22 protein-coding genes and 1 riboswitch are annotated in these 23,673 nt (G+C 68.1%); of the genes, 9 read left to right on the top strand and 13 right to left on the bottom strand.

Annotation, left to right across the window (positions count from 1 at the left end; all coding sequences use genetic code 11):
- Window positions 1–3 precede the first annotated feature (3 nt).
- Complete coding sequence (locus ACUTAF_RS16860; RefSeq protein ID WP_445581044.1) at window positions 4–432, top strand: hypothetical protein; 429 nt, start codon at window positions 4–6, stop codon at window positions 430–432.
- 23 nt (window positions 433–455) lie between these two features.
- Entirely contained in the window at window positions 456–1,229 is a 774-nt protein-coding gene (locus ACUTAF_RS16855) for a YdcF family protein (RefSeq protein WP_445581043.1), read from the top strand.
- Window positions 1,230–1,343: 114 nt separating this feature from the next.
- On the opposite strand, the gene lnt is transcribed toward ACUTAF_RS16855, so the two are convergent.
- From lnt to miaB, 5 genes are all read right to left on the bottom strand, one after another.
- A complete protein-coding gene (lnt, locus tag ACUTAF_RS16850; RefSeq protein ID WP_445581042.1) occupies window positions 1,344–2,864 on the bottom strand; it encodes an apolipoprotein N-acyltransferase in 1,521 nt (506 codons plus the stop codon).
- Between the two features lie 128 nt (window positions 2,865–2,992).
- Window positions 2,993–3,832 carry an HlyC/CorC family transporter gene (locus tag ACUTAF_RS16845; protein ID WP_445581041.1) on the bottom strand — a complete coding sequence of 280 codons (840 nt, stop codon included), beginning with the start codon at window positions 3,830–3,832 and terminating at the stop codon, window positions 2,993–2,995.
- A gap of 32 nt (window positions 3,833–3,864) precedes the next feature.
- Window positions 3,865–4,320, bottom strand: a complete 456-nt coding sequence (ybeY, locus tag ACUTAF_RS16840) for an rRNA maturation RNase YbeY (protein WP_445581040.1) — start codon at window positions 4,318–4,320, stop codon at window positions 3,865–3,867.
- Window positions 4,313–5,305, bottom strand: a complete 993-nt coding sequence (locus ACUTAF_RS16835) for a PhoH family protein (protein WP_445581039.1) — start codon at window positions 5,303–5,305, stop codon at window positions 4,313–4,315. The genes ybeY and ACUTAF_RS16835 overlap by 8 nt, the downstream gene beginning before the upstream one ends.
- A gap of 87 nt (window positions 5,306–5,392) precedes the next feature.
- The gene (miaB, locus tag ACUTAF_RS16830; RefSeq protein WP_445581038.1) at window positions 5,393–6,736 is read right to left on the bottom strand and encodes a tRNA (N6-isopentenyl adenosine(37)-C2)-methylthiotransferase MiaB; all 1,344 of its coding nucleotides are present in this window, start codon (window positions 6,734–6,736) and stop codon (window positions 5,393–5,395) included.
- 200 nt (window positions 6,737–6,936) lie between these two features.
- Between miaB and ACUTAF_RS16825 the strand changes: the two genes are divergently transcribed.
- The gene (locus tag ACUTAF_RS16825; protein ID WP_445581037.1) at window positions 6,937–7,260 is read left to right on the top strand and encodes a DUF1820 family protein; all 324 of its coding nucleotides are present in this window, start codon (window positions 6,937–6,939) and stop codon (window positions 7,258–7,260) included.
- Window positions 7,261–7,429: 169 nt separating this feature from the next.
- Here the strand turns inward: ACUTAF_RS16825 and ACUTAF_RS16820 are convergent, their stop codons facing one another.
- The 5 genes from ACUTAF_RS16820 to ACUTAF_RS16800 form a co-directional block, all read right to left on the bottom strand.
- A complete protein-coding gene (locus ACUTAF_RS16820; protein WP_445581036.1) occupies window positions 7,430–7,978 on the bottom strand; it encodes a tetratricopeptide repeat protein in 549 nt (182 codons plus the stop codon).
- 76 nt (window positions 7,979–8,054) lie between these two features.
- Window positions 8,055–8,690, bottom strand: coding sequence for a DUF6962 family protein (locus ACUTAF_RS16815; protein WP_445581035.1), 636 nt, complete (start codon window positions 8,688–8,690; stop codon window positions 8,055–8,057).
- Window positions 8,690–9,979 (bottom strand): glutamate-1-semialdehyde 2,1-aminomutase, encoded by a 1,290-nt coding sequence (gene hemL, locus ACUTAF_RS16810; RefSeq protein ID WP_445581034.1) that lies wholly within the window; start codon window positions 9,977–9,979, stop codon window positions 8,690–8,692. Before hemL ends, ACUTAF_RS16815 begins: the two co-directional genes overlap by 1 nt.
- Before the next feature lie 23 nt (window positions 9,980–10,002).
- Window positions 10,003–10,626 (bottom strand): thiamine phosphate synthase, encoded by a 624-nt coding sequence (gene thiE, locus ACUTAF_RS16805; RefSeq protein ID WP_445581033.1) that lies wholly within the window; start codon window positions 10,624–10,626, stop codon window positions 10,003–10,005.
- Between the two features lie 10 nt (window positions 10,627–10,636).
- A complete protein-coding gene (locus tag ACUTAF_RS16800) occupies window positions 10,637–11,434 on the bottom strand; it encodes a hydroxymethylpyrimidine/phosphomethylpyrimidine kinase (RefSeq protein WP_445581032.1) in 798 nt (265 codons plus the stop codon).
- Window positions 11,435–11,657: 223 nt separating this feature from the next.
- Here ACUTAF_RS16800 and ACUTAF_RS16795 point away from each other — a divergent pair, with 223 nt between their 5' ends.
- From ACUTAF_RS16795 to ACUTAF_RS16785, 3 genes are all read left to right on the top strand, one after another.
- Window positions 11,658–14,045, top strand: coding sequence for a hybrid sensor histidine kinase/response regulator (locus ACUTAF_RS16795; RefSeq protein ID WP_445581031.1), 2,388 nt, complete (start codon window positions 11,658–11,660; stop codon window positions 14,043–14,045).
- Between the two features lie 263 nt (window positions 14,046–14,308).
- The gene (locus tag ACUTAF_RS16790; RefSeq protein WP_445581030.1) at window positions 14,309–14,950 is read left to right on the top strand and encodes a TetR/AcrR family transcriptional regulator; all 642 of its coding nucleotides are present in this window, start codon (window positions 14,309–14,311) and stop codon (window positions 14,948–14,950) included.
- Complete coding sequence (locus tag ACUTAF_RS16785) at window positions 14,947–16,596, top strand: acyl-CoA dehydrogenase family protein (protein WP_445581029.1); 1,650 nt, start codon at window positions 14,947–14,949, stop codon at window positions 16,594–16,596. The genes ACUTAF_RS16790 and ACUTAF_RS16785 overlap by 4 nt, the downstream gene beginning before the upstream one ends.
- 307 nt (window positions 16,597–16,903) lie before the next feature.
- Here the strand turns inward: ACUTAF_RS16785 and ACUTAF_RS16780 are convergent, their stop codons facing one another.
- Window positions 16,904–17,650, bottom strand: a complete 747-nt coding sequence (locus ACUTAF_RS16780) for a carbonic anhydrase (RefSeq protein ID WP_445581028.1) — start codon at window positions 17,648–17,650, stop codon at window positions 16,904–16,906.
- A gap of 380 nt (window positions 17,651–18,030) precedes the next feature.
- Window positions 18,031–18,233, top strand: a riboswitch (cobalamin riboswitch).
- A gap of 56 nt (window positions 18,234–18,289) precedes the next feature.
- Between ACUTAF_RS16780 and ACUTAF_RS16775 the strand changes: the two genes are divergently transcribed.
- The gene (locus ACUTAF_RS16775) at window positions 18,290–18,973 is read left to right on the top strand and encodes an energy-coupling factor ABC transporter permease (protein ID WP_445581027.1); all 684 of its coding nucleotides are present in this window, start codon (window positions 18,290–18,292) and stop codon (window positions 18,971–18,973) included.
- A 10-nt stretch (window positions 18,974–18,983) separates the two neighbouring features.
- Here ACUTAF_RS16775 and ACUTAF_RS16770 read toward each other — a convergent pair whose 3' ends face one another.
- On the bottom strand, window positions 18,984–19,673 hold the full coding sequence (locus ACUTAF_RS16770) for a hypothetical protein (RefSeq protein WP_445581026.1): 690 nt from the start codon (window positions 19,671–19,673) through the stop codon (window positions 18,984–18,986).
- 130 nt (window positions 19,674–19,803) lie between these two features.
- On the opposite strand from ACUTAF_RS16770, the gene amn reads away from it, so the two are divergent.
- Window positions 19,804–21,276, top strand: coding sequence for an AMP nucleosidase (gene amn / locus ACUTAF_RS16765; protein ID WP_445581025.1), 1,473 nt, complete (start codon window positions 19,804–19,806; stop codon window positions 21,274–21,276).
- Here the strand turns inward: amn and ACUTAF_RS16760 are convergent, their stop codons facing one another.
- Window positions 21,277–22,245 carry a threonine dehydratase gene (locus ACUTAF_RS16760; protein WP_445581024.1) on the bottom strand — a complete coding sequence of 323 codons (969 nt, stop codon included), beginning with the start codon at window positions 22,243–22,245 and terminating at the stop codon, window positions 21,277–21,279. It abuts the gene before it with no gap.
- A gap of 81 nt (window positions 22,246–22,326) precedes the next feature.
- On the opposite strand from ACUTAF_RS16760, the gene ACUTAF_RS16755 reads away from it, so the two are divergent.
- Entirely contained in the window at window positions 22,327–23,670 is a 1,344-nt protein-coding gene (locus tag ACUTAF_RS16755) for an aminotransferase-like domain-containing protein (RefSeq protein WP_445581023.1), read from the top strand.
- The last annotated feature ends 3 nt before the right edge of the window (window positions 23,671–23,673 follow it).

Raw genomic sequence — 23,673 nt, 5'->3', positions numbered from 1 at the left:
TGGATGGGTGAAGTGCGGCAAGTGGAGCGAGGCGGTGATCTTTACGAGAGGCTGTTGCAGCGTCTCGCCCTGGCGCTGGACGAGGCCGAGACCGCGAGTCGGCTGCATGCCGAGCCGCTGCGCGAGCTGGAGTTGAACGGCCTGAGCCCTGCCGAGCTGGAGTTGATCCGCGCCTACCTCAATCGCGACCTGCACTGGCTGCGCGGCTGGCATGCCGCCGCCGAGGAACTGGCGTTGATCCAGCGCCAGCCGCAGCGCGTCGGCAAGAGCAGCCACCATCGCCCCTTGAGCAAGACCAAACCGCTGCTCAAGCGCCGTCAGGCGTTGTGCTGCGCGCTGTGCGGCGCGCCGGTCAGCTGGCAGCGTGGCCAGGACGCCCAGGCTTGCCAGGCCTGCGGCTCGAAGCTGTTCCGCAGCGGCAATCCTCGCTAGGCTTGGGCGCCCTGGAGGTGCCCATGCCGATTCGCTACATCCTCAAACAACTGTTGATGCCGCCAGGCCTGCTGCTGCTGTTGCTCCTGCTGGCCTGGTGGGCTCGTCGCCGTTTTCCCCGGTTGGCCCTGGCCGGCTTCGCGCTGGGCTTGGGCGGCCTATGGCTGATGAGCCTGCCGGTGCTGGTGGAGTGGAGCGCCCGGCAGCTGGAGCGCGAGCCTGCGCTGGCCGAGGCGCAGTGGGCGGGCCTGGCTTGGCGAGCCGATGCCATCGTCATTCTGGGGGCGGGGCGCGAACAAGGCGACCCCGGTTGGGGCGGGGTCGATCAGCCCGGCCTGATGGCGCTGGAACGGCTGCGCTATGCCGCACGGTTGGCGCGCGCCTCCGGGCTGCCGCTGGCCGCGACCGGTGGCCTGCACTACGGCCAGCCGCCCAGCGAGGCGGCGCTGATGGCGGATGCGATGAAGCGCGACTATGGCCTGGCAATCCGCTGGCTGGAGGAGGAGAGCCGCACCACCTGGGAGAACGCCCGGTTGAGTGCCCGGATGTTGCAGGCGCAGGGTGTTCGTCGAGTGGTGCTGGTGACCCAGGCCTGGCATATGCCGAGGGCGCGTTGGTGTTTCGAGCAGGCCGGCTTCGAGGTGATCACGGCGCCCATGGGTTTTCTCAGCCAGGGCTACGACCGCCCGCTGGGTGGCTGGCTGCCAGAGGCCAGGGCCATCTGGCAGAACAGCCAGCTGTTCAATGAGGCGCTGGGGTTGCTGCTCTATCCCCTGGCCTATGCACCTGATTCGTAAGCGCTGCAGGTGGGCCTAGGGCCTACTCGGCAGCGCAGCGATCGGTGCCCCGTGCTCTGAGCTCCCGCCCTGCTCCCTGGCGGCGTACTGCTTCGCGAGTTCGCCTGGGGCGCTCTACAGCGTTTTGGCCATGCGGCTGGCCAGCAGCGCCCAGCCCAGTAGCAGGGCGCAGAGGATGGCCAGCGGCCAGATGCGCCATTGCAGGTAGGGGGTCAACCCGGCCATCGGCAGCACTTCGCCGTAAAGCACGCCCTGCTCGAACTGCGGCAGTTCGAAAACGATGCGACCCTGCGCGTCGATCACCACGGTCATGCCGTTGTTGGTGGCGCGGATCATCCAGCGTCCGGCCTCCAGCGCGCGCATCTGCGCCATCTGCAGGTGCTGCAGCGGGCCGATGGAGGTGCCGAACCAGGCGTCGTTGCTCACCGTCAGCAGGATGTCGCTATCGGCCGCCAGCGCCGCGGCGAACTCCGGATAGACCACCTCGTAGCAGATGAACGGCGCCACGCGGTAGCCCTTGGCCTGTAGCGGCGGTTGTTCGGCCGGGCCGCGGGCGAAGTCGGACATGGGCAGGTCGAAGAAGGCGATCAGCCCGCGCAACACTTCCTGCAGCGGCACGTACTCGCCGAAGGGCACCAGCTTCTGCTTGAGGTAGGTGCCCTGACCCTCGCCGAAACTGGTGATGGCGTTGTAGTAACGCAGCTCGCCGCGTTCGTTGGACTGGCGCACCGGCACGCCGGTGATCAGCGCAGTCTGACGGTCGCGGGCGAAACGGTCCATCACGCCGATATAGCCCTGCGCCAGGTCCTTGAGTACCGGGATCGCCGTTTCGGGCCAGACCAGCAGGTCGACCCGCTCGGCGCTGAAGCTGAGGTCGCGGTACAGCGCGAGCTGGGCGTTGAGCTGGGCCGGATCCCACTTCAGGTTCTGCTCGACGTTACCCTGCACCAGAGCCACCGTCAGGCTGTTGCCGGCAGGACGAGTCCAGGGATGGTCCTGATAGCTCAGGCCGGCGACCCAGGGCGCCAGCAGCAAGACCAGGCCGGCGGCGAGAAAGACCTTACGCGCCCGCAGTCGCGCCAGGTTGACCAACAGCACGGCGGACAACGCCAGGCTGAAGGAAATCAACCAGACCCCGCCGAGCGGCGCCAGGCCGGCCAGCGGCCCGTCCAGTTGGCTGTAGCCGGCATACAGCCAGGGGAAGCCGGTGAGGAACCAGCCGCGGAACACTTCCTGGGCCAGCCACAGCGCGGCGAAGGCCAGGGCGTCGGCCAGCGGCGCTTCGCTGCGGCGCAGCCAGCGCGTCCAGAGCACCGCCATCAGGGCGAAGAACAGGCCGAGGCCGGCGACGAAACCCAGGGTGAGGAAGCCGGCGAGTGCCGGCGAGGCCGCGCCATAGTCATGAATGCTGACGTAGACCCAGCTGGTGCCGGCGGCGAACAGGCCGAAACCGTAACACCAGCCGCGCAGCGCCGCCTGGCCCGGGCGCAGCTCACGCAGGCCGAGGTAGAACAGGGCGATGGACAGCACCGCCAGCGGCCAGAGATCGAAGGGCGCGAGGGCCAGCGGTGTCAGTGCCCCGGCGGTCAGAGCAATCAGATGGCCAGTCCAGCCGGCTCGGGTTATCCAGTGCATCGCGTGCAGGTCCTTGGATTCAGGTGGCCAGGATAGAGGGAATGCGAGGGTATAGGTAGGAGCCAGCTTGCTGGCGATCAATTCGCCAGAATCGCCAGCAAGCTGGCTCCTTCGGGGTGCTGGTGGATCTAGCGACTGACCGGGGTCAGGCGCAGCAGGTGGATGCGGCGGCTGTCGGCGTTGAGCACGCGGAAGCGGAATTCGCCGATCTCGGTGACTTCGTTGCGCTTGGGCAGGTGGCCGAAGGCGTTCATCACCAGGCCGCCGACGGTGTCGTACTCGTCATCGGAGAACTCGCTGTCGAAGGTCTCGTTGAAGCTGTCGATGGGGGTCAGCGCCTTGATCAGGAAGTCGCCGGACGGCAGCGGCTTGATGTAGCCGTCTTCCTCGACATCGTGTTCGTCCTCGATGTCGCCGACGATCTGCTCGAGCACGTCCTCGATGGTCACCAGGCCAGCGACGCCGCCGTACTCGTCGATGACCACGGCCATGTGGTTGTGGTTGGCGCGGAACTCGCGCAGCAATACGTTGAGGCGCTTGGACTCGGGCACGAAGGTGGCCGGGCGCAGCAGGTCCTTGATATTGAAGCTGGGCTGCTCGCCCGAGAGGATCAGCGGCAGCAGGTCCTTGGCCAGGAGAATGCCGATCACGTCGTCGAGGCTCTCGCCGATCACCGGGTAGCGCGAGTGGGCGGCGTCGATGATGGCGGGCAGGAACTCCCGGGGGCTCTGGCTGGCGCGGATGCTGATCATCTGCGAGCGCGGCACCATGATGTCGCGCACCTGCAGGTCGGCGACCTGGATGGCACCCTCGACGATGGCCAGCGCCTCGCTGTCGAGCAGCTTGTTCTGGTGGGCATCGCGCAGGACTTCCAGCAGTTCCTGGCGGTTTCTCGGCTCATGAGCAAAAGCCTGGGTCAGCTTGTTCAACCAGGACTTCTGCTCGTTGCTCGATCGGTCTTCGCTCATGGCGTTTTACTCGGGGGTCCTTGTCAGGAGAATCATTCGTCGCCGGCATAAGGGTCGGGATGACCCAGTTCGGCGAGCAATTGTCGTTCCAGCTCTTCCATCTCGAGGGCTTCATCTTCCTCGATATGGTCGTAGCCGAGCAGGTGCAGGCAGCCGTGGATCACCAGGTGGGCCCAGTGCGCCTCGAGGGTCTTGCCCTGCTCGCGCGCTTCGCGCTCGAGCACCGGCACGCAGATCACCAGATCGCCCAGCAGCGGGATATCGAGAATTCCATCGGGAATTTCGGCAGGGAAGGACAGTACGTTGGTGGCGTAGTCCTTGTGCCGCCAGGTGCGGTTCAGCTCGCGGCCCTCGGCCTCGTCGACCAGGCGAATGGTCAGCTCGGAATCGGCCGTGCGCTGGCGCAGGGCCAGTTCGCACCACTGGCGCAGCTGCGCTTCGTCGGGGTGCTGGCCGTCACTGGCCAGTTGCAGGTCCAGTTCAAGCATTGCCGTCCTCGACCTTGCCATGCAGGCGGTTGTCGTGGCGCTCGTAGGCTTCGACGATGCGCTGCACCAGCGGATGGCGCACCACGTCCTTGGGCTTGAAGTGGGTGAAGCTGATACCGGGCACGTCGCGCAGTACGTCGATCACGTGGGTCAGGCCGCTCTTGGTGCCGCGCGGCAGGTCGACCTGGGTGATGTCGCCGGTAATGACGGCCGTCGAGCCGAAGCCGATACGGGTGAGGAACATCTTCATCTGCTCGACCGTGGTGTTCTGGCTCTCGTCGAGGATGATGAAGCTGTTGTTCAGCGTTCTGCCGCGCATGTAGGCCAGTGGCGCGACCTCGATCACCTGTTTCTCGATCAGCTTGGCCACGTGGTCGAAGCCGAGCATCTCGTACAGCGCGTCGTACAGCGGGCGCAGGTAGGGGTCGATCTTCTGCGCCAGGTCGCCGGGCAGGAAGCCGAGTTTCTCGCCGGCTTCCACCGCCGGGCGCACCAGCAGGATGCGCCGCACCTGTTCGCGTTCCAGCGCGTCCACCGCACAGGCCACCGCCAGGTAGGTCTTGCCGGTGCCGGCCGGGCCGATGCCGAAGTTGATGTCGTTGTCGAGGATCGCCTTGACGTAGCGCTGCTGGTTGGCGCCGCGCGGTTTGATCGCGCCCTTGCGCGTGCGCAGGCTGACCTGTGGCGCGCTGCTCGGGTTGACCAGTTCTTCGACGCCGGACTCCTGCAGGTAGAGATGCACCAGATCCGGCGACAGCTCGGTGGCCTTGGTCTCGCGGTACAGCTTGCGCAGCAGCGATTCGGCGGCGGCAGCCTTGTCGGCGGCGCCGATCAGCTCGAACTGGTTGCCGCGGTTGCGGATTTCCAGGCCGAGGCGTTCTTCGATCAGGCGCAGGTGCTCGTCGAACTGGCCGCAGAGATTGGCGAAACGGCGTGCCTCGAAGGGCTCGAGGACGAAACGATGAGGTTCTAGGGGAGCGTTCAAGATGTTGTAGTGGCCGTCACTTGGCTGGGGAGATGAGCGGAGCATAACGCCGGCCGCCCGCGACGCAAAGCGCGGGCGGCGCAGGCTTCAGTGCAGTGCGTCGGGACCGACCAGGGTGCCGCGCAGGGAGTGGGGCAGGGCGTCGTCGATATGCACGTCGACGAACTGGCCGATCAGCCGCGGATTATCGCAACGGAAGTTGACGATGCGGTTCTGCTCGGTGCGGCCCTGGAGCATGCCCGGGTCCTTCTTCGAGTAGTCGCTGACCAGGATGCGCTGCACGCTGCCGACCATGCGCCGGCTGTTCTCGAAGCCGTATTGGTTGATGCGGTGCTGGAGGATGGCCAAGCGCTGTTTCTTCACCTCGTCCGGGGTTTCATCGGCCAGGTCGGCCGCCGGCGTACCGGGGCGCGCGCTATAGATGAAGGAGAAGGAGAAGTCGAAGCCGACGTCGTCGATCAGCTTCAGGGTCTGCTCGAAGTCTTTTTCCGTTTCCCCTGGGAAGCCGACGATAAAGTCCGAGCTGATCAGGATGTCCGGCACCGCGGCGCGCAGCTTGCGGATGCGCGACTTGTACTCCAGCGCGGTGTGGTTGCGCTTCATCGCCGCGAGGATGCGGTCGGAGCCGGACTGCACCGGCAGGTGCAGGTACTTCACCAGCTGCGGGATCTCGGCGTGGGCGTTGATGATCGCGTCGGAGAATTCCAGCGGGTGGCTGGTGGTGTAGCGGATGCGCTCGATGCCATCCAGGGCTGCCACCGCGTGCAGCAGCTCGGCGAAATCGACGGTGCGGCCGTCCGGCGCCGGGCCGCGGTAGCCGTTGACGTTCTGCCCGAGCAGGGTGACTTCCTTGACGCCCTTGTCGGTGAGCTGGGTGATCTCCAGCAGCACGTCGGCCAGGGGGCGGCTGACTTCCTCGCCGCGGGTGTAGGGCACCACGCAGAAGGTGCAGTACTTGCTGCAGCCTTCCATTACCGAGACGAAGGCGCTGGGGCCGTCGACGCGCGGCTCGGGCAGGCGGTCGAACTTCTCGATCTCGGGGAAGCTGATGTCGACCTGGGCGGTCTTGGTCACCCGTGCGGCGTCGATCATTTCCGGCAGGCGGTGCAGGGTCTGCGGGCCGAACACCACGTCGACATAGGGCGCGCGGTCGCGGATCGCCGCGCCTTCCTGGCTCGCCACGCAGCCGCCGACGCCGATCACCAGATCCGGGTTGGCCTGCTTGAGCTCGCGCCAGCGGCCGAGCTGGGAGAACACCTTGTCCTGCGCCTTCTCGCGGATCGAGCAGGTATTGAGCAGGATCACGTCGGCTTCTTCCGGCTTTTCCGTGACTTCCAGGGCCTGATGCTCGCCCAGCAGGTCGACCATGCGCGAGCTGTCGTACTCGTTCATCTGGCAGCCGTGGGTTTCGATATAGAGCTTCTTGGTCATGGCACTGTCTGGGCTGGTTAAAAAATGACCGCGCATTATATGCCCGCGCCGGTGCGGGTGCCACAGGCAGGGAGGCGGATGAGGCGCTTTGCACCACCGCCTGGCCGATTGGCGACTGCGCGCGGTGCGGGACGAGGCGTGGCGGTCGCCTGCCTGTGCTATGATTCGCGCCCTCTTTTTTGCAGTTTCCGTCGTTACCCATGAGCAAGCGCGAACCCATCTACAAGGTGATCTTCCTCAACCAGGGCCAGGTGTACGAGATGTACGCCAAGCAGATCTATCAAAGCGATCTGTGGGGCTTCCTGGAAGTGGAGGAATTCGTCTTCGGCGAGCGCAGCCAGCTGGTGGTCGATCCCAGCGAGGAGAAGCTCAAGGCCCAGTTCGACGGTGTGGTGCGCAGTTTCGTGCCGATGCACGCGATCATCCGTATCGACGAGGTGGAGCGCCTGGGCACGCCGAAGATCAGCGAGGCCAAGGGTAGCGGCAACGTGATGCCCTTTCCCATGCCGATGCCGGACAAATAATCCGTAGGAGTCGCGCCCCGCGGCGAATAGTTGGAGTTTGCAGAAGCTTTCGCCCCGAGGCGGGGCTCCTACGCCAGGTAGGGTGGGCTTCAGCCCACCAGCGGTATCGCGATGCCACCTGGTGGGCTGAAGCGGATCGCCGCCCGGCCCACCCTGCGACCCTACAGGGTCAGGGCAGCGGCGCGAACGGCGAGCGGCCTTCGGCGGCCTGCAGCTCCAGCAGATAGTTGCGGAAGATCTGTCCCAGCACCTGGCTGGCGATCTCCAGTTCGTCGCGGCGCATCTGCTGCGCCACCAGATCGGCGGTGTCCATGGCCTCGTCCGAGCCGTTGACCGCAGCCATCTTCAACACGATATAGGCCTGCACGTTGTTCGCCGGCACCCCTTCGCCGCGAAAGAACATGGTGCCCAGGCGCAGTTGCGCCTGGGCGTGGCCCTGCAGCGAGGCGCGCTCGAACCAGGTCAGCGCCTGCTTGAGGTCGCGCGGGGCGCGTTTGCCGTCGTAATGGTACTCGCCCAGTTCGTAGCTGGCCTGGACGTTGCCGCTGCGAGCCATCTCCTGGCAGCTGGCCAGGGCCTCGGGCAGGTCTTCGGGGGGAATGTTGAGGGCGCAGCTGCCGGTAGCGGGGATCAGCAGGGAGTTACCGCCGGCGAGCACGGGCAGCGGGAGCAATAGCAACAGGCAGCCCAGGGTCAGGCCGCGGCCGGTGCGGTTCATCTGGATAACGGGGCCTCAGCGGTTCGGGGCAAGTGGCGTGCCCAGCCGGCGCATTATGGAATAAACCGCGCGCTTCTTACAAAGCCTTTGCCGGCCGATACGCACTCCCCGGCAGGTTCAGCAGCAGCCAGGCCAGCAGCGGGTAGGCGGCAATGAGCAGGCCATGGAACAGGTCGATGCGCCGCAGTGGGCCGGCCACGCCTTCGCTGCCCGCCAGGCCGGCCAGCAGAAACAGCGCCACTACCGCCGCGGCGACCAATGGCGGCGTGCGGCGTGGCCACTGCACGGCGCCGGTATAAAGAATCAGCGCAAGGCTGGCGAGATGCAGCGCCAGGCGATAGTCCTCCAGGTAGCCCATCTGGCGAAACAGCTCGAAGAAGGCGCACAGGCCGAGGACGACGCGTCCCCAGTTCGGCCGGCTCCAGGTCCAGCCGCGGCCCAGCGCCAGGGCGGCAGCGCCGAGCAGGGGCAGGCCGAGGAAGCTGCTGGCCTGGGAGAGCCACAGATGCGCGCCCTGCCAGCTCGGATCGAAACCGTAGCGCACCGCGCCGATGCCGGCTGCCGCCGCAGGCAGCAGGAAGCCGAGCTGGGCGCAGAACAATGCCGGCTGATCGCCCTCGCCGTGGCGGCCGCGTGCGCGGCCGACGAACCAGGCGCAGGCAACGCAAGCGACGGCCAGCAGGGCGTCGCCGAGGGCCGTGCCGTACTGCATCAGGCTTTTTTCAGCTCGGCGAAGGCGCGCTCGGCGGCGTCCAGGGTCAGCTGCAGTTCGGCCTCGCCATGGGCGATCGAGGTGAAGCCGGCCTCATAGGCGCTCGGAGCCAGGTACACGCCGGCGTCCAACATCAGGTGGAAGAAGCGCTTGAAGCGCTCGACGTCGCTGGCCATCACGTCGGCGAAGGTGAGGATATCGTCGGCGCCGCTGAAGTACAGGCCGAACATGGCGCCGGCCTGGGTGGTGACGAAGGGGATGCCGGCGGCATCGGCGCGGTCCTGCAGGCCCTGCAGCATGCGGCTGGTGTAGTCCGACAGCTCGGCATGGAAGCCCGGTCGGCTGATCAGCTTCAGCGTGGTCAGGCCGGCGGCCATGGCCAGCGGATTGCCCGACAGGGTGCCGGCCTGGTAGACCGGGCCGAGCGGGGCGATGCGTTCCATGATCGCGCGCTTGCCACCGAAGCAGCCCACCGGCATGCCGCCGCCGATGATCTTGCCGAAGGTGGTCAGGTCCGGGGTCACGCCGTAGTGCGCCTGGGCGCCGCCGAGGGCGACGCGGAAGCCGGTCATCACCTCGTCGAAGATCAGCACCACGCCGTGCTTGTCGCATAGCGCGCGCAGGCCTTCGAGGAAGCCCGGCGCCGGCGGCACGCAGTTCATATTGCCGGCCACCGGCTCGACGATGATGCACGCGACTTCGCCGCCGACCTGCGCCAGGCACTCGGCCACGGCGTCGATGTCGTTGAACGGCAGGGTCAGCGTGTGCTTGGCGAAGGCCGCCGGCACGCCCGCGGAGTTCGGCACGCCCTGGGTCAGGGCGCCGGAGCCGGCCTTGACCAGCAGGCTGTCGGAGTGGCCGTGGTAGCAGCCCTCGAACTTGATGATGCTGTCACGGCCGGTGTAGCCGCGCGCCAGGCGGATGGCGCTCATGGTCGCCTCGGTGCCGGAGCTGACCATGCGCACCATGTCCATCGACGGCACCAGCGAGCAGACCAGCTCGGCCATCTCGGTTTCCAGCGCGGTCGGCGCGCCGTAAGACAGGCCGTGCTGCAGCTGGCGGCGCACCGAGTCGAGCACCTCGGGGTGGCTGTGGCCGAGGATCATCGGGCCCCAGGAGCCGACGTAGTCGACGTAGCGCTTGTCGTCTTCATCCACCACGTAGGCGCCTTCGGCGTGCTTGAAGAACAACGGCGTGCCGCCGACGCTCTTGAAGGCGCGCACCGGCGAATTGACGCCGCCGGGGATGTGCTTCTGCGCGTTGGTGAACAAGATTTCGGAGCGGGACATGGCAGGTTCTCTCTGAAAAGGAATCAATCGAACAGCGCGGCGAAGGCGCGGGCGCGGTCTTCCACCTCGGTGGCGCAGTCCGCGGCGAACAGGGCGTGGATCACGGCGACCATGCTGGCGCCGCGGGCGATCAGGCCGGGGGCGGTAGCCAGGGTCACGCCGCCGATGGCGACTATGGGCTGGGCAAAGCGCGCGCGCGCCTGATCCAGCAGCTCCACGGTGGCGGCCGGAGCGCCGGGCTTGGTATTGGAGTCGAAGAAGCGGCCGAAGGCGATATAGCTGGCGCCTTCGGCGACGGCGCGCTCGGCCAGCTCCAGCTGAGCGTGACAGGTGCCGCCGATGATGGCGTCGGCGCCCAACTGCTGGCGCGCGGCGGCCAGCGAGCCGTCGCTCTGGCCCAGGTGCAGGCCGACGTTCAGGCGCGCGGCCAGCTCCAGGTCGTCGTTGATGATCAGCGTGGCGCCATGGCGCTGGCACAGTTCGGCCAGGGCCTGGGCTTCATCGAGGCGACGCGTGGCATCGCCCGACTTGTCGCGGTACTGCAGCAGGCGCGCGCCGCCGATTAGCGCCGCTTCGGCGTAGGGCAGCAGCTTGCCACCGGCCAGCAGCGGGGTGTCGGTGATGGCGTAGAGACCGCGCAGGTTCATGAGCTGCTCTTCATTGTGAAAAATCCAGCGGCAGGCGGCGCGGCACGTACTGGCCATGACCGGGGCGTTCGGCATCGCGCAGGGTACGCCAGGTGTAGTCCAGGGCGCTCTTCACGGCACTGACCAGTTCCTCGCCCAGGGCCAGGCGACCGGCCAGGGTGCTGGCCAGGGTGCAGCCGGAGCCGTGGTAGCTGCCGGGCAGGCGCGCGCAGGTGAAGGTGTGCTGGCTGCCGTCGCGGCTGTACAGGCGGTTGTGCACCTCGGCCTCGTCGCCGTGGCCGCCGGTGATCAGCAGGTGCTCGATATAAGGCAGCAGCTTCTCGGCGCACTGGTCGGCACTGCCGTCCGGCAATTCGGCGAGGATGCGCGCCTCCGGCAGGTTCGGCGTGGCGATGGTGGAAACCGTGAACAGCCGTTCGCGCATGGCGTAGCCGACGTCGTCCTTGCCCAGCGAGCCGCCGCCGCCGGCGCGCAGCACCGGATCGCAGACCAGCGGCACGCCGGGCAGCGCGCTCATCACCTCGAGCACGGTGTCGACCATCTCCGTCGAGCCGAGCATGCCCAGCTTGACGGCGGCTATGGGCAGGTCGGCGGTCACGGCGCGGGCCTGGGCCAGCACCCAGTCGCGGTCGAGCACACGGAAGTCGACGACGTTGACGGTATCCTGCACGGTCAGGGCGGTCACCGTCGGGGCGGCGTGGCAGCCTTGGGCCAGCAGGGCTTCGATATCGGCCTGCAGGCCGGCACCACCGCTGGGGTCGTGACCGGACATGCAGAGCACTACGGGGCGGGAATGGGTCATGTTCATGGCCGGCGAGCTTACCACCAAATCGACCGGGCGAGACCGACCGGTCGCCTGCGCCAGGGCGCCGCGCGAGTGAAAAACTGTCGGTTGGATCAGGCTTCGGCACATTCCGACCAGTGGTGCCTGTGCTAGAGTGCCGCGCTATCGACAACTCTGCCCGGCGGTGGCGTGCGAGGCGGTGAGCGGGCGGCTCCCGGCGCGCCGTAACGGGTTCTGGCCGGGCCGCATGCGCTACCTTCTTCTCTGTATCTTCCTCCTGATGCCTGGCCTGGCCAGTGCCCTGGTGTTCGACGAGCACAGTCGCAGCCTGCCCCTGGGCCAGGCGATGCACGTGTTCGAGGACGTGCGCGGCGACGCCAGCATCGACGACGTCGCCTCGCCGGCGTTGCAGCGCAGCTTCCAGCCGCACGACAAGCCGGTACTCAATGCCGGCTATTCGCGCTCGGTGTTCTGGCTGCGTCTGGACCTGGAGTACCGCCCGCAGCAGGCCGGTGGCGCGCGCAGCTGGCTGCTGGAGCTGGCCTACCCGCCGCTGGACCATCTGGAGCTGTACCTGCCCGACGGCGAGGGCGGCTTCAGCCTGGCGCAGCGCACCGGCGATGCCTTGCCATTCGACAGCCGGCAGATCAGGCAGAACAACTACCTGTTCGAGCTCAACCTCGAGCCGGGCCAACCGCAGCGCCTCTACCTGCGCCTGGAGAGCCAGGGCTCGATCCAGGCACCGCTGACCCTGTGGGCGCCCAACGCCTACCTGGAGGACCAGCCGACGCGCATCTACGTGCTCGGCATCATCTACGGCGTGCTGCTGGTGATGCTGGTGTACAACCTGTTCATCTTCCTCAGCGTGCGCGATACCAGCTACCTCTACTACATCCTCTACATCGCCTCGTTCGGCCTCTACCAGGTCTCCGTCAACGGCGCCGGCATCCAGTACTTCTGGCCCGACAACCCCTGGTGGGCGAATGCCGCCACGCCCTTCCTGATCGGTTCGGCGGCGCTGTTCGGCTGCCAGTTCGCGCGCAGCTTCCTGCATACCGGCGAGCACAGCCCCTGGGTCGACCGCCTGCTGCTGGTGCTGATGGCATGCGGTGCCGTGGTGATGATCCTGGCCCTGACCGTCAGCTATGCCACCGCGCTGCGCCTGGCCACCTACCTGGCGCTGCTGTTCACCGTGGCGATCTTCAGCGCCGGGGTGCTGGCCTGGCTGCGCGGCATGCGCGTGGCGCGCTACTTCATCATCGCCTGGAGCGCCTTCCTGCTCGGCGGGGCGATCAACACCCTGATGGTGCTCGGCTACCTGCCCAACGTCTTTCTCACCATGTACGCCAGCCAGATCGGCTCGGCGCTGGAGGTCGGCCTGCTGTCGCTGGCCCTGGCCGACCGCATCAACGCCATGAAGGAGGAGCGCACGCGCATCCTCCAGGAGGCCGGCAACAAGCTCGAGCTGCTCAACCGCGAACTGGCCGACAGCAACCGCTTCAAGGACGAGTTCCTCGCCACCGTCACCCACGAGCTGCGCACGCCGATGAACGGGGTGATCGGCTCGCTGGAGCTGATGCAGACGGTGAGCATGGACGCCGAGCTGGAGCAGTACCAGAAGACTGCCGCCGCCTCGGCGCGCGAGATGATGCGCATGGTCGGCGATATCCTCGCGCTGACCGAGCTGCAAGCCGGCAAGCTCTACCCGCGGCGCGAGCCGTTCAGCCTGCGCGGATTGCTCGATAGCCTGCGCGTGCAGTACGCACCACGGGCCGAGGACAAGGGACTGGAGTTCGTCGTGGAGCTGGAGGAAAGCCTGCCCGATGTGCTCGAAGGCGACGCCGCCAAGCTGGCCCAGGCGCTGGGCTACCTGCTGGACAACGCCATCAAGTTCACCGCCCGCGGCCGCGTGACCCTGCAACTCGGCCGCGCCGGCAGCGTCGGCGCCACGCTGCCGTTGAGCGTGGTGGTCAGCGATACCGGCATCGGCTTCGAGTCCGGCGAAGTCGACCTCTACCAGCGCTTCCGCCAGCTCGACGGCTCCATGACCCGCAAGTACGGCGGCCTCGGTATCGGCCTGGCGATCTGCCGGCAACTGGTCGATCTGCTCGGCGGCAGCCTCGGCCACGAGTCGCAGCCGGGGGTGGGCAGCCGCTTTCGCCTCGACGTGCCGCTGACCCTGCCGCTGCAGCAGGGCGCCGGCAGCGTTCGCCCCGCGCGACCGCGCGGCGGCGTGCAGCAGCGCCAGGCGCAGCAGTGCACGGTGCTGATCGTCGAGGACAACGCGATCAATCAGCTGGTCACCCGCGGCATGCTGCTCAAGCTCGGCTACCGGGTGCGCACCGCCGACAATGGCGCCGCCGCCCTGGATATTCTGCGCAGCGAGACGCTGGACGCGGTGCTGCTCGACTGCCAGATGCCGGTGATGGACGGCTTCGCCACCTGCCGCGCGCTGCGTGCCCTGCCGGGCTGCGCGGAGCTGCCGGTGCTGGCGATCACCGCGCACAGCCACAGCGGCGACCGCGAGCGCTGCCTGGCCGCGGGCATGAGCGACTACCTGGCCAAACCGGTGAAATTCGACGAGCTGCGCGTGCTGCTGCACGACTGGGTGCTGTGTCGTTCATCCGCCGGCTGACGGGCGCCCGCTACGCGCGAATGTTCTCCCCGCAGGTGCTAGGCGGTGCGCCTGGTTCGCGCCGGGGCGTCGCTCCTGCGGGATCGAGCGCGTCGAATCCGCCCTGGTCGTAGCAGCCCCGACCCGGGGCGAATGTGGGTATTCCAGGCACTCCGGCCAGGACGCTTCTGCTACCTGTCCAGCCGGCGATTTGGCCGGATCGCCTCTTTAGCCATGGTCTGAATCCTGATTCACTGGGTCGTGAATGAATCAGGATTCAGACCATGGCCTATCGCATCACCGAAGCACGACTCGACCGCGACCAGACGCTGCGCCAGCGCATCCTCGACTGCGCGCTGCAGCGGGTGGCGGGCGGCGGTTTCGCCGCGCTGACCATGCAGGCGCTGGCCGAGGACGTCGGCATCGCCACCGGCAGCCTGTACCGGCATTTCCACAACAAGGGCGAACTGGCCGCCGAGGTGTTCGCCAGCGCCAGCCAGGGCGAGGTCGATGCCCTGGCCGCGGTGCTGCGCGGCTCCGGTAGCGCGGCGCAGCGCCTGCGCCAGGGACTCGAGCAGTTCGCCGCGCGCGCCTGGCACAGCCGCCGGCTGGCCTTCGCTCTGATCGCCGAGCCGGTCGAGCCAGAAGTGGATGAACAGCGCCTGCTCTATCGCGAGGCCTATGCCGAGCTGTTCATCGACCTGCTCGAGGAGGGCGTGCGGCGCGGCGAGTTCCGTGTCGAGCAGCTCGGCCTGGCCGCCGCCTGCCTGGTCGGCGCCATCGCCGAAGCCCTGGTCGGGCCGCTCTCTCCGCCGGCCCGCGCCGCCCGCGCGGCCGGCCATCCCGCCCTGGAGCTGGAGCAAGTCAGCGCCAGCCTGGTCACCTTCTGCCTGCGCGCCGTCGGCGCCGAGGAGCCTTGCCGATGAAACCCAGCCTGCATGCCGAAACCCACGAGGTATTCAACCAGGTGCCTAGCCTGGATGGCGCCAACCTCTATCGTCTCGACCTGCCGCTGCAGGAGTGGCTGCGCCGCTACCAGGGCGCCTGGGCCGAGCAGCGCCTGGATGCCTACGGCGCGCTGGCCGGCGGCGCGCTGATGCAGGCGGGCTTTCTCGCCAACGAGAACAAGCCGGTGTTCAAGAGCCACGACCGCTATGGCAACCGTATCGACCTGGTCGAATTCCACCCGGCCTACCACGAGCTGATGCGCACCGCCGTCGAACATGGTTTGCCGTCGCTGCCCTGGACCGATCCGCGCGCCGGCGCCCATGTTGCCCGTGCCGGTCTCACCTACCTGCACAGCCAGGCCGAGGCCGCCAGCGGCTGCCCGCTGACCATGACCTTCGCCGCCGTGCCGGCCATCCGCCTGCAGCCGAACGTGGCCGAGCAGTGGCTGCCGAAGATCCTCGCCAGCCAGTACGACCCGAGCAACCTGCCGATGGAGCAGAAGGCCGGCGTCACCATCGGCATGGCCATGACCGAGAAGCAGGGCGGCACCGACGTGCGCGCCAACACCACCCGCGCCTATCCGGTCGGCCTCGGCGGCCCGGGCCAGGCCTACGAACTGGTCGGCCACAAGTGGTTCTGCTCGGCGCCGATGTGCGACGCCTTTCTCACCCTGGCGCAGACCGAGCACGGCCTGTCCTGCTTCCTGCTGCCGCGCCACCGCCCGGACGGCACGCGCAACCAGTTCTACATCCAGCGCCTGAAGAACAAGCTGGGCAACTGGGCCAACGCCTCCAGCGAGGTGGAATACCGCGGCGCCTTCGCCTGGATGCTCGGCGAGGAGGGCCGCGGCGTGCCGACCATCATCGAGATGGTGGCCATGACCCGCTTCGATTGCATGGTCGGCTCCAGCAGCCTGATGCGCCAGGCGCTGACCCAGGCCGCGCACCACTGCGCGCACCGCCGGGTCGGCGGCAAGCCGCTGGCCGAGCAGCCGCTGATGCAGAACGTGCTGGCCGACCTGGCGCTGGAGAGCGAGGCGGCGCTGGCCCTGTCCATGCGCATGGGCCGCGCGCTGGATCACCGGCACGATGAGCAGGAAGACAAGTTCGCCCGCCTGGTCACCGCCGTGGGCAAGTACTGGATCTGCAAGCGCGCGCCGGAAATGATCTACGAGGCCAGCGAGTGCATGGGCGGTGCCGGCTACGTCGAGGAGACCATCCTCCCGCGCCTGTACCGCGAGGCGCCGGTCAACTCGATCTGGGAAGGCTCGGGCAATGTGCAATGCCTGGACGTGCTGCGCGCACTGTCCAAGGAACCCGGCGTGCTCGATGCGCTGTTCGCCGAGCTGGGCGACGGCCATGGCGACACGCGCCTCAAAGCACATATCCAGCGACTGAAGGCCGACTTCAGCGATACCGTCGACATCCAGTACCGCGCCCGCCAGCTCACCGAGGACATGGCCGTGGCTCTGCAGGCCAAGCTGCTGCTGGAGGCCGGCAACGCCACGGTGTCCGACGCCTTTATCGCCAGCCGCCTGCAAGGCCGCGGCCGCGTCTACGGCACCCTGCCGCGCGGCGTCGACGTCGAGGCGGTGTTGGCGCGGAGTACGCCGCATCTGCTTTGACGCGAGGGCGATCTTTAACAAGGAATGATTGGTGGATTTTTAGCGGCTGATTTTTCCGCTCAGGAACAATTGGTCAGGCTAAGCGCGTTCCCCGCGCCAGCGGGGATGAAACCGCTCTTGAACCCCTGGCCGATCACGTTCAGCGACGCGGCATCGCCGCCGCTCTTGCTGTGTTTTCCGTGGCGGCGGGGGATCGAGCTTCGCTAGCTGCGGGGCAAGACGCCGATTGTTCGGGCTGCGCTGCCAATAGCGGGGGCGGCGGGTTGCGCGCCAGCCGCCGCGCCTGGGCACTAGGGGCCGGGCCTCGCTAGTAGTTGGCGCTCTCCAGCAACTGCCGGCCATTGAGCGGCTGCACTGGCCGCGCATTCATCGGGTACAGGCGCTGGAACTGCGCCAGCTGCGCATGGGACAGCTCGACCGGTTGTTTCAGCACGCGCCACTGCACGTTCTCGCTGCACGGCGGGGTGGTCAGCGAGCCAGCGAAGGCGTAGTAGCCCTGCTGCGGTGGCAGCACGGCCTGCGGGGCGAAGCTGCCGGCGAGCACGATCTTCTCGCCCGCCTTGGCCGGCATGGCATCGAACACTTCGCCCAGTGCCTGGTTTTCCTCGCCTTCCTTGAGCAGCACGGCGACCACCGCCAGGCGGCCGTCGGCGGCCTGGTGGACGAAGTGCGCCACCATCGGGAAGGCCCGGCCGGCGATGTGTTCCTCGCTGGGCGTATGGAAGTGGAACTGCACCAGGCGGTAGGCCTTGCCGTCGATCTCGATGCCACCTGCGTTGGCGAGGTTCACCTGAACGGTGTGGCCGTTGTTCAGCACTTCGGCCGGGCTGGCCTCGTAGTTGAACGCGATGCGCGGCAGCGCCGCGCGGGTGGCGTTGCGGATGTCGATCGGCGATTGGCTGTGGCCGAGCGCGCAGGTTTCGTAGCCCGGGTCCAACCGGGCCCAGTGTTCGGGGCCAGCCTTGCCTGCGTAGGTCCAGTGCGGTTGCGGCTCGGCGGCCATGGCGCCGGTTGCGAACAAAGCGGTTAACGTGGCGATCAGGGTTTTCTTCATATGCGCTCTCGTCACTCGATGATGGATCTACCGGTCCGCGCGCCATGCGATGCGAACACTGGGGATGGCAGGTTAAGTCTCGTAATAAACGGTTAGATTTCCGGGCCTGAGCCGTCCCGTATTTCCGGCGCTCCCGCCCTCGTCGTGCAGCAGTCGGCGGCCGGTTGTCGGACAGGGGCAGGCATTGGCATGCCGCGGCGGTGTTCTGGCTTTCGCCGCCGCGACATGCAGGTCAAGGACAGGCCCCGGGCCGGCGGGTTCCATACGTGTCGCGGTTCATGTCGTCGCGGCCCGCAGGGGGGGCGGTGGATGCCGCGCAAAAGCCGCGTGCAGGCTGCGTCGATGGCGCGCGGCAAGACTGTCTTTTGCCCGTGCGGCGGGGTAAGGTGGCCGCCGATGGTTCCGCGCGCCCATGGCGTGCGGATGAAAAGGGAACAGGGTGCGGCGCGCGTCGCCAATGCCCTGGCTGCCCCCGCAACTGTAAGCGGCGAACGACGCCCCTATGCCACTGGCCGCAAGGCCGGGAAGGCGGGCGAAGTGGCGAGCCGCGAGCCAGGAGACCTGCCATCGCCATCGGGCGCTTTCGCCCATTCCCTCCATCCGGATCGTCGCGCGGTGGGCGCGACCTAAGGAATCTGCATGCATATCGAACCCGGCGTCGTCGACGGCGCCAAGATCTTCCTCAGCTACGCAACGGCGCTCGGTGCCTGCGGCCTGACGGCCAAACTGGCGCACGATGCCATCCGTGACAACGGCGGGGTGGCGGCCCTGGCGCTGCGCAGCCTGCTGACCACGGCGCTGGTGTTCTGCTTCTTCGAGGTCTTGCCGCATCACCCGGTAGGGGTCTCCGAGGTCCACCTGATCCTCGGCTCGACCCTGCTGCTGCTGTTCGGCGCCGGCGCCGCGGCCATCGGCCTGGCGGCGGGCCTGCTGTTGCAGGGCCTGCTGTTCGCCCAGTTCGATCTGCCGCAGTACGGCATGAACGTCACCACCTTGCTGCTGCCGCTGTGGGGCATCCAGTTGCTGGCCAAGCGCCTCATCGCGCCGGGCACCGCCTATGTGGATCTGTCCTACAAGCAGGCGCTGGCACTGTCGACCGCCTACCAGGGCGGCATCGTCGCCTGGGTGGCGTTCTGGGCCTTCTACGGTCAGGGCTTCGGCGCCGACAACCTGGCCTCGGTGGCCGGCTTCGGCCTGGCCTATATGAGCGTGATCCTGGTCGAGCCGCTGATCGACCTGGGCGTGCTGGCCGCGGCCAAGGCGCTGGCGCGTTTCAGCCAGGGCCCGCTGTTCAACCAGCGGCTGCACCAGGGCGCCGCCTGACCTCGCGCCGCTAGCGGCTGCGCTGCCAGATCATCTTGCCGGTATTGCTCTCGGTGACCAGATACGGCTCGCTGAAGCTGTAGTAGGCGGCGGGGCGATACTCGGCGGCGCCCGCCAGGCGTACCAGCAGCAGGCCGTTGTCGCTGCGCCAGCGGCCGCTGTACTGCACTTCTCCCGGGCTGTCGCCGCCGTCGGGTGCTCGGCTCCACTGGGTCACGCTGCCGTCTGCGTCGAGGCGCAGCGTCATCAGCGTGGCGGACGCGGCGCCGCTATCGATCCGCTGTTCGTGCTGCCAGGTGCCCACCAGCGCCGGGTCCAGATGCTCGTTCGCAACGGGCGCGGGCGCGGCGTCACGCCGGAACAGCGCCTGGCGCTCCAGCACCTGGCCGTCACGCGGATCGCGCGCGGCGATGCTGATGTTGAGCATGGCGTTGGCGTAGGTGGCATTCATGTTGGCGAGCACCAGACCCGACTGCGGATCGCTGATCTCGGCGCGCAGCAGCTGGCCGTCGTAATGCCCGCGCAGGTTCAACTGCAGGCGCCGATTCTCCACGTACCGTCCTTCCACTCGCTGACCCTGGCTGTGCAGGAGCAATTCGGCCGGCTGGCCGTCGAGCGTGGCGTGGTAGTGACCGTCCAGCTCGCCGGCGAGCAGGGCGGGGCAGATCAGCAGAAGCAGCAGGGCGAGCAGGTGGGGCATGGCGCGATTCTCGGGCGGATGGTGACAAGCCTAGTCGTTGGCCGCTCGGCCCGTGGCCATTCTCAGTGCTAGGTGTTCTGCGGCCGAAGCAGGCAAGATAGAGGCGTCCGAACAACCAGGAAGGTGCGCCGTGAACCCCTCTGTCGATGAATTCGTCGTTGCCTTTACCCCGGAAGACGCGGTCGACCGCCTTGCCACCCTGCACCTGCAGGCCACCGGCGCCCTGAGCCGGGCGCTCAAGCGCTACCTCAAGGAGCGCATCAGGCCGGATGCCGAAGAGCACAGTCTGTTCCGCTACCCCGAACTGCGCCTGACCTACCTCTGTCAGGGCGAGGTGCCGACCACCGTACGTGCCTACGCCAAGGTGCAGGTGCCGGGTACCTACGCCATCACCGTCACCCAGCCGGAGGCCTTTCGCAAATACCTGCTTGAGCAGCTGCGCCCCTTGATGAACGACTTCACCCTGCGCGTGGAAGTCGGCGTCAGCCAGCAGAACATCCCCTATCCCTACGTGGTCGAGCAGGGCGACGAGCTGGCCGGCAGCGGGGTCACCGCCGCCGAGCTGGCGCGGGTGTTCCCCAGCACCGACCTGTCCGCCGCCACCGACGGCACCGCCGACGGCCTGTACGACTGGGAGAACATCGACCCGCTGCCGCTGGCGCTGTTCGACGCCGCGCGCACCGACTTCTCCCTGCGCCGCCTGGTGCACTACACCGGCAGCGACTGGCGCCACGTGCAGCCGTGGATCCTGCTGACCAACTACCATCGCTACGTCGACCAGTTCATCCGCCACGGCCTGGACATGCTGGTGGGCGCTTCGCGTTTCACCCGCATGGTGCTGCCGGGCAACGTGGTGATCGAACGCGGCATGGCCGAAGGCGAGATGCAGGCGATCATCGAGAACGTCATCTGGCATCGCTACCAGATGCCGGCCTACCACCTGCAGGCCGAGGACGGCCACGGCATCACCCTGGTCAATATCGGCGTCGGCCCGTCCAACGCCAAGAACATCACCGACCACCTGGCCGTGCTGCGTCCGCACTGCTGGTTGATGATCGGCCACTGCGGCGGCCTGCGTCAGTCGCAGACCATCGGCGACTACGTGCTGGCCCACGCCTATATGCGCCGCGACGGCATTCTCGATCGCGTACTGCCGCCGAACATCCCGCTGCCGGCGCTGGCCGAGGTGCAGCAGGCATTGCAGGAGGCGGCCAAGCTGGTCACCGGCGAGCGGGGCGACGAGTTGAAGAAGCGTCTGCGCACCGGCACCGTACTGACCTACGACGACCGCAACTGGGAGCTGCGCTGGGCCCAGGAACGGCCGCTGATCAACCTCGCGCGCGCGGTGGCGGTGGACATGGAAAGCGGCACCATCGCCGCCCAGGGCTATCGCCTGCGGGTGCCCTACGGCACGCTGCTGTGCGTGTCGGACAAGCCGCTGCACAGCGAGATCAAGCTGCCCGGCGCGGCCGGCGCCTTCTACGAACGCGCGGTGAACCAGCACCTGCGCATCGGCATCGCTGCGCTGGAGCTGATGCGCAGCCAACTCGACTCGCTGCATTCGCGCAAGCTGCGCAGCTTCGACGAGCCACCGTTCCGCTGATCAGGCGGCTGCGGCCTCGTCGCGCAGCAGTTCGGCCAGCGCCCGGCGGTCGATATTGGCACCGCTGAGCACCACCGCCACGCGCTGGCCGGCGTTGCATTCGCACTCCTGCATCAGCGCCGCCAACGCGGCGGCACCGGCACCTTCGGCGAGGTTGTGGGTGTCCTCGTGATAGGCGCGGATGGCGGCGCGAATCTCTTCATCATTCACTCGCACGATACGCGCGGCGCCGGCGCGGATGATGTCCAGCGCCAACGGCTGCGGCTGGCGGCAGGCCATGCCGTCGGCCAGGGTGTCGGCGCGCTCGGTCTGCACCAGGCGGCCCTGCTCGAAACTCTGCGCATAGGCGTCGGCGCCGCTGGCGACCACGCCGACGATCTCGGTGTCGAGGCCGAGCAGGTCGCGGGTGCGAATCATGCCGCAGATGCCCGAGCCGAGGCCGATGGGCACGTAGACCCGGCGCAGCTTCGGCAGCGCTTCCAGCAGCTCCAGGGCGTAGGTGGCCACGCCGCGCACCAGATCCTCGTGCAGTGACGGCACCCAGTGCAGGCCGTCACGCTCGGCCAGGCGCGCGGCCTCGGCACGCGCTTCGTCAAAGTCGCGGCCATGCTCGATCACCTCGGCGCCGAGGGCGCGCATCGCCGCATTCTTCTCGCGGGCATTGCCGTGCGGCACCAGGATGCGGATCGCCAGGCCGGCCTGGCGTGCGGCCAGCGCCAGGCTCTGGCCATGGTTGCCGCGGGTGGCGGTGACCAGCCCGCGTACCTGCGGCTCGCGGCGCAGCAGGGCGTCGATATAGACCAGCCCGCCGCGCACCTTGAAGGCGGCAGTGGGGGCATGGTTCTCGTGCTTGACCCACAGCTCGCACCCCGTGCGTTCGCACAGCAGCGGCCAGCTCAGCTGTGGTGTGGGCGCCATATGGCGGTGAACCAGTTCAGCGCTCTGGCGCAGTTGGGCGAGGTCGAACATGAGGCGTGCTCCAGGTGGCGTTGACCTCCGATGCTAGTGCGGCGCATTGTATGGGTAAATTCTTATATTGCATGGCAAGCAATGTGGCTTCCTGACCTGCAAGACCGCGCCCTGCCCACCTACCTGGCCCTGGTCGAGGCCATCGCCACGGCCATCGGCCGCGGCGAACTCAAGCCCGGTGAACGCCTGCCGCCGCAGCGGCGCCTGGCCTGGACGCTGGGCATCAACCCGAGCACGGTGATGCTCGCCTACCGCGAGGCGGCGCGTCGGCATCTGGTGTCCGGCGAGGTCGGGCGCGGCACCTACGTGCTGGCCGGCAGTCGCGAGGCGAGCCTGTTCCGCCTCAAGCAACCGGCCGCGCAGGGCGAGCTGATCGACCTGTCGACCAACGTGCCGGTGCATGACCCGGACAACCGCGACCTGTCCGCCAGCCTCGCCGCGCTGGCTGCGCGCGGCGAGCTGGATGCCCTGCAGGCCTATCCCTCGGCGACGCTGGTCGAGCGCGCGCACCTGGCCGGCGTCACCTGGCTGCGCCGCCGTGGCCTGGAGCTGGCGCCGGGCGGCCTGCTGCTCTGCGCCGGCGCCCAGCAGGGCGTGTCGGCGGCGCTGCTGGCGCTGTGCGAGGCCGGCGAGCCGGTGTTGGTGGAGCGCTTCACCGCGCCGGGGATCAAGGCCGCTGCACGCCAGTTGCGCCTGCCGCTGCATGGTGTGGCGATGGACGAACGCGGCATCCTGCCTGACGACCTCGACCGCCAGGCACGCGCCACCGGCGCCCGCGTGGCGGTGCTCACCCCCTGCCTGCAGAACCCCACCGGCGCCAGCCTGGACGCCGAGCGTCGTACCGCCATTGCCGAGGTGGCGCGGCGGCGTGGCTTGTGGCTGGTGGAGGACGACGTCTACGGCGTGCTCGGCAGCGAGGCGCCGCTGACGGTACAGGCGCCCGAGCGCTGCCTGCTGATCAGCAGCCTGTCCAAGAGCGTCGCCCCGGGCTTGCGCCTGGGCTTTATCGGCGGCGCGCCGGAGCTGCTCGAACGCATCGATCGCGAGGCCCAGGCCACGCGCTGGGCGGTGGCGCCGCTGAGCCTGGCGCTGGCCTGCGAGTGGGTCGAAAGCGGCGTCGCCGAACGGCGCCTGGCCTGGCAGGTCGAGGAGCTGCTGCAGCGCTGGCGCCTGGCCGCGCGCGTGCTCGGGCCGCGCATGCCGCAGGGCAGGGCGGTGGCGCCGCACCTGTGGCTGGACGCTGCGCCGCCGGCGGGACTGGCCGAGTCCTGTCGGCTGCATGGCGTGGAGGTGGTGCCGGCCGAGGTGTTCGCGGTCGAGGCCAACCCGGGACACGCGGTGCGCGTCAGCCTCGCGGCGGCGGCCAGCCGCGCCGAGCTCAAGCGCGCCCTGGAGGGTATCGTGACGGCCTGGCCGCTCGCCTGAGCC

It is taken from the genome of Pseudomonas sp. SP16.1 (genome assembly GCF_052682975.1).
This window is presented reverse-complemented; position numbering and strand designations above follow the sequence as displayed.

Excerpts from the sequence above, each read along its gene's own strand:
- ACUTAF_RS16790 (WP_445581030.1), top strand. The coding sequence starts at position 14,309 with ATGGCCTATCGCATCACCGAAGCACGACTCGACCGCGACCAGACGCTG.
- ACUTAF_RS16845 (WP_445581041.1), bottom strand. The coding sequence starts at position 3,832 with ATGAGCGAAGACCGATCGAGCAACGAGCAGAAGTCCTGGTTGAACAAG.
- lnt (WP_445581042.1), bottom strand. The coding sequence starts at position 2,864 with ATGCACTGGATAACCCGAGCCGGCTGGACTGGCCATCTGATTGCTCTG.
- ACUTAF_RS16800 (WP_445581032.1), bottom strand. The coding sequence starts at position 11,434 with ATGAACATGACCCATTCCCGCCCCGTAGTGCTCTGCATGTCCGGTCAC.
- ACUTAF_RS16785 (WP_445581029.1), top strand. The coding sequence starts at position 14,947 with ATGAAACCCAGCCTGCATGCCGAAACCCACGAGGTATTCAACCAGGTG.
- ACUTAF_RS16825 (WP_445581037.1), top strand. The coding sequence starts at position 6,937 with ATGAGCAAGCGCGAACCCATCTACAAGGTGATCTTCCTCAACCAGGGC.
- ACUTAF_RS16755 (WP_445581023.1), top strand. The coding sequence starts at position 22,327 with ATGTGGCTTCCTGACCTGCAAGACCGCGCCCTGCCCACCTACCTGGCC.
- thiE (WP_445581033.1), bottom strand. The coding sequence starts at position 10,626 with ATGAACCTGCGCGGTCTCTACGCCATCACCGACACCCCGCTGCTGGCC.
- ACUTAF_RS16860 (WP_445581044.1), top strand. The coding sequence starts at position 4 with ATGGGTGAAGTGCGGCAAGTGGAGCGAGGCGGTGATCTTTACGAGAGG.
- ACUTAF_RS16855 (WP_445581043.1), top strand. The coding sequence starts at position 456 with ATGCCGATTCGCTACATCCTCAAACAACTGTTGATGCCGCCAGGCCTG.
- ACUTAF_RS16795 (WP_445581031.1), top strand. The coding sequence starts at position 11,658 with ATGCGCTACCTTCTTCTCTGTATCTTCCTCCTGATGCCTGGCCTGGCC.
- ACUTAF_RS16775 (WP_445581027.1), top strand. The coding sequence starts at position 18,290 with ATGCATATCGAACCCGGCGTCGTCGACGGCGCCAAGATCTTCCTCAGC.
- hemL (WP_445581034.1), bottom strand. The coding sequence starts at position 9,979 with ATGTCCCGCTCCGAAATCTTGTTCACCAACGCGCAGAAGCACATCCCC.
- ACUTAF_RS16820 (WP_445581036.1), bottom strand. The coding sequence starts at position 7,978 with ATGAACCGCACCGGCCGCGGCCTGACCCTGGGCTGCCTGTTGCTATTG.
- ACUTAF_RS16780 (WP_445581028.1), bottom strand. The coding sequence starts at position 17,650 with ATGAAGAAAACCCTGATCGCCACGTTAACCGCTTTGTTCGCAACCGGC.
- miaB (WP_445581038.1), bottom strand. The coding sequence starts at position 6,736 with ATGACCAAGAAGCTCTATATCGAAACCCACGGCTGCCAGATGAACGAG.
- ACUTAF_RS16770 (WP_445581026.1), bottom strand. The coding sequence starts at position 19,673 with ATGCCCCACCTGCTCGCCCTGCTGCTTCTGCTGATCTGCCCCGCCCTG.
- ybeY (WP_445581040.1), bottom strand. The coding sequence starts at position 4,320 with ATGCTTGAACTGGACCTGCAACTGGCCAGTGACGGCCAGCACCCCGAC.
- ACUTAF_RS16760 (WP_445581024.1), bottom strand. The coding sequence starts at position 22,245 with ATGTTCGACCTCGCCCAACTGCGCCAGAGCGCTGAACTGGTTCACCGC.
- ACUTAF_RS16815 (WP_445581035.1), bottom strand. The coding sequence starts at position 8,690 with ATGCAGTACGGCACGGCCCTCGGCGACGCCCTGCTGGCCGTCGCTTGC.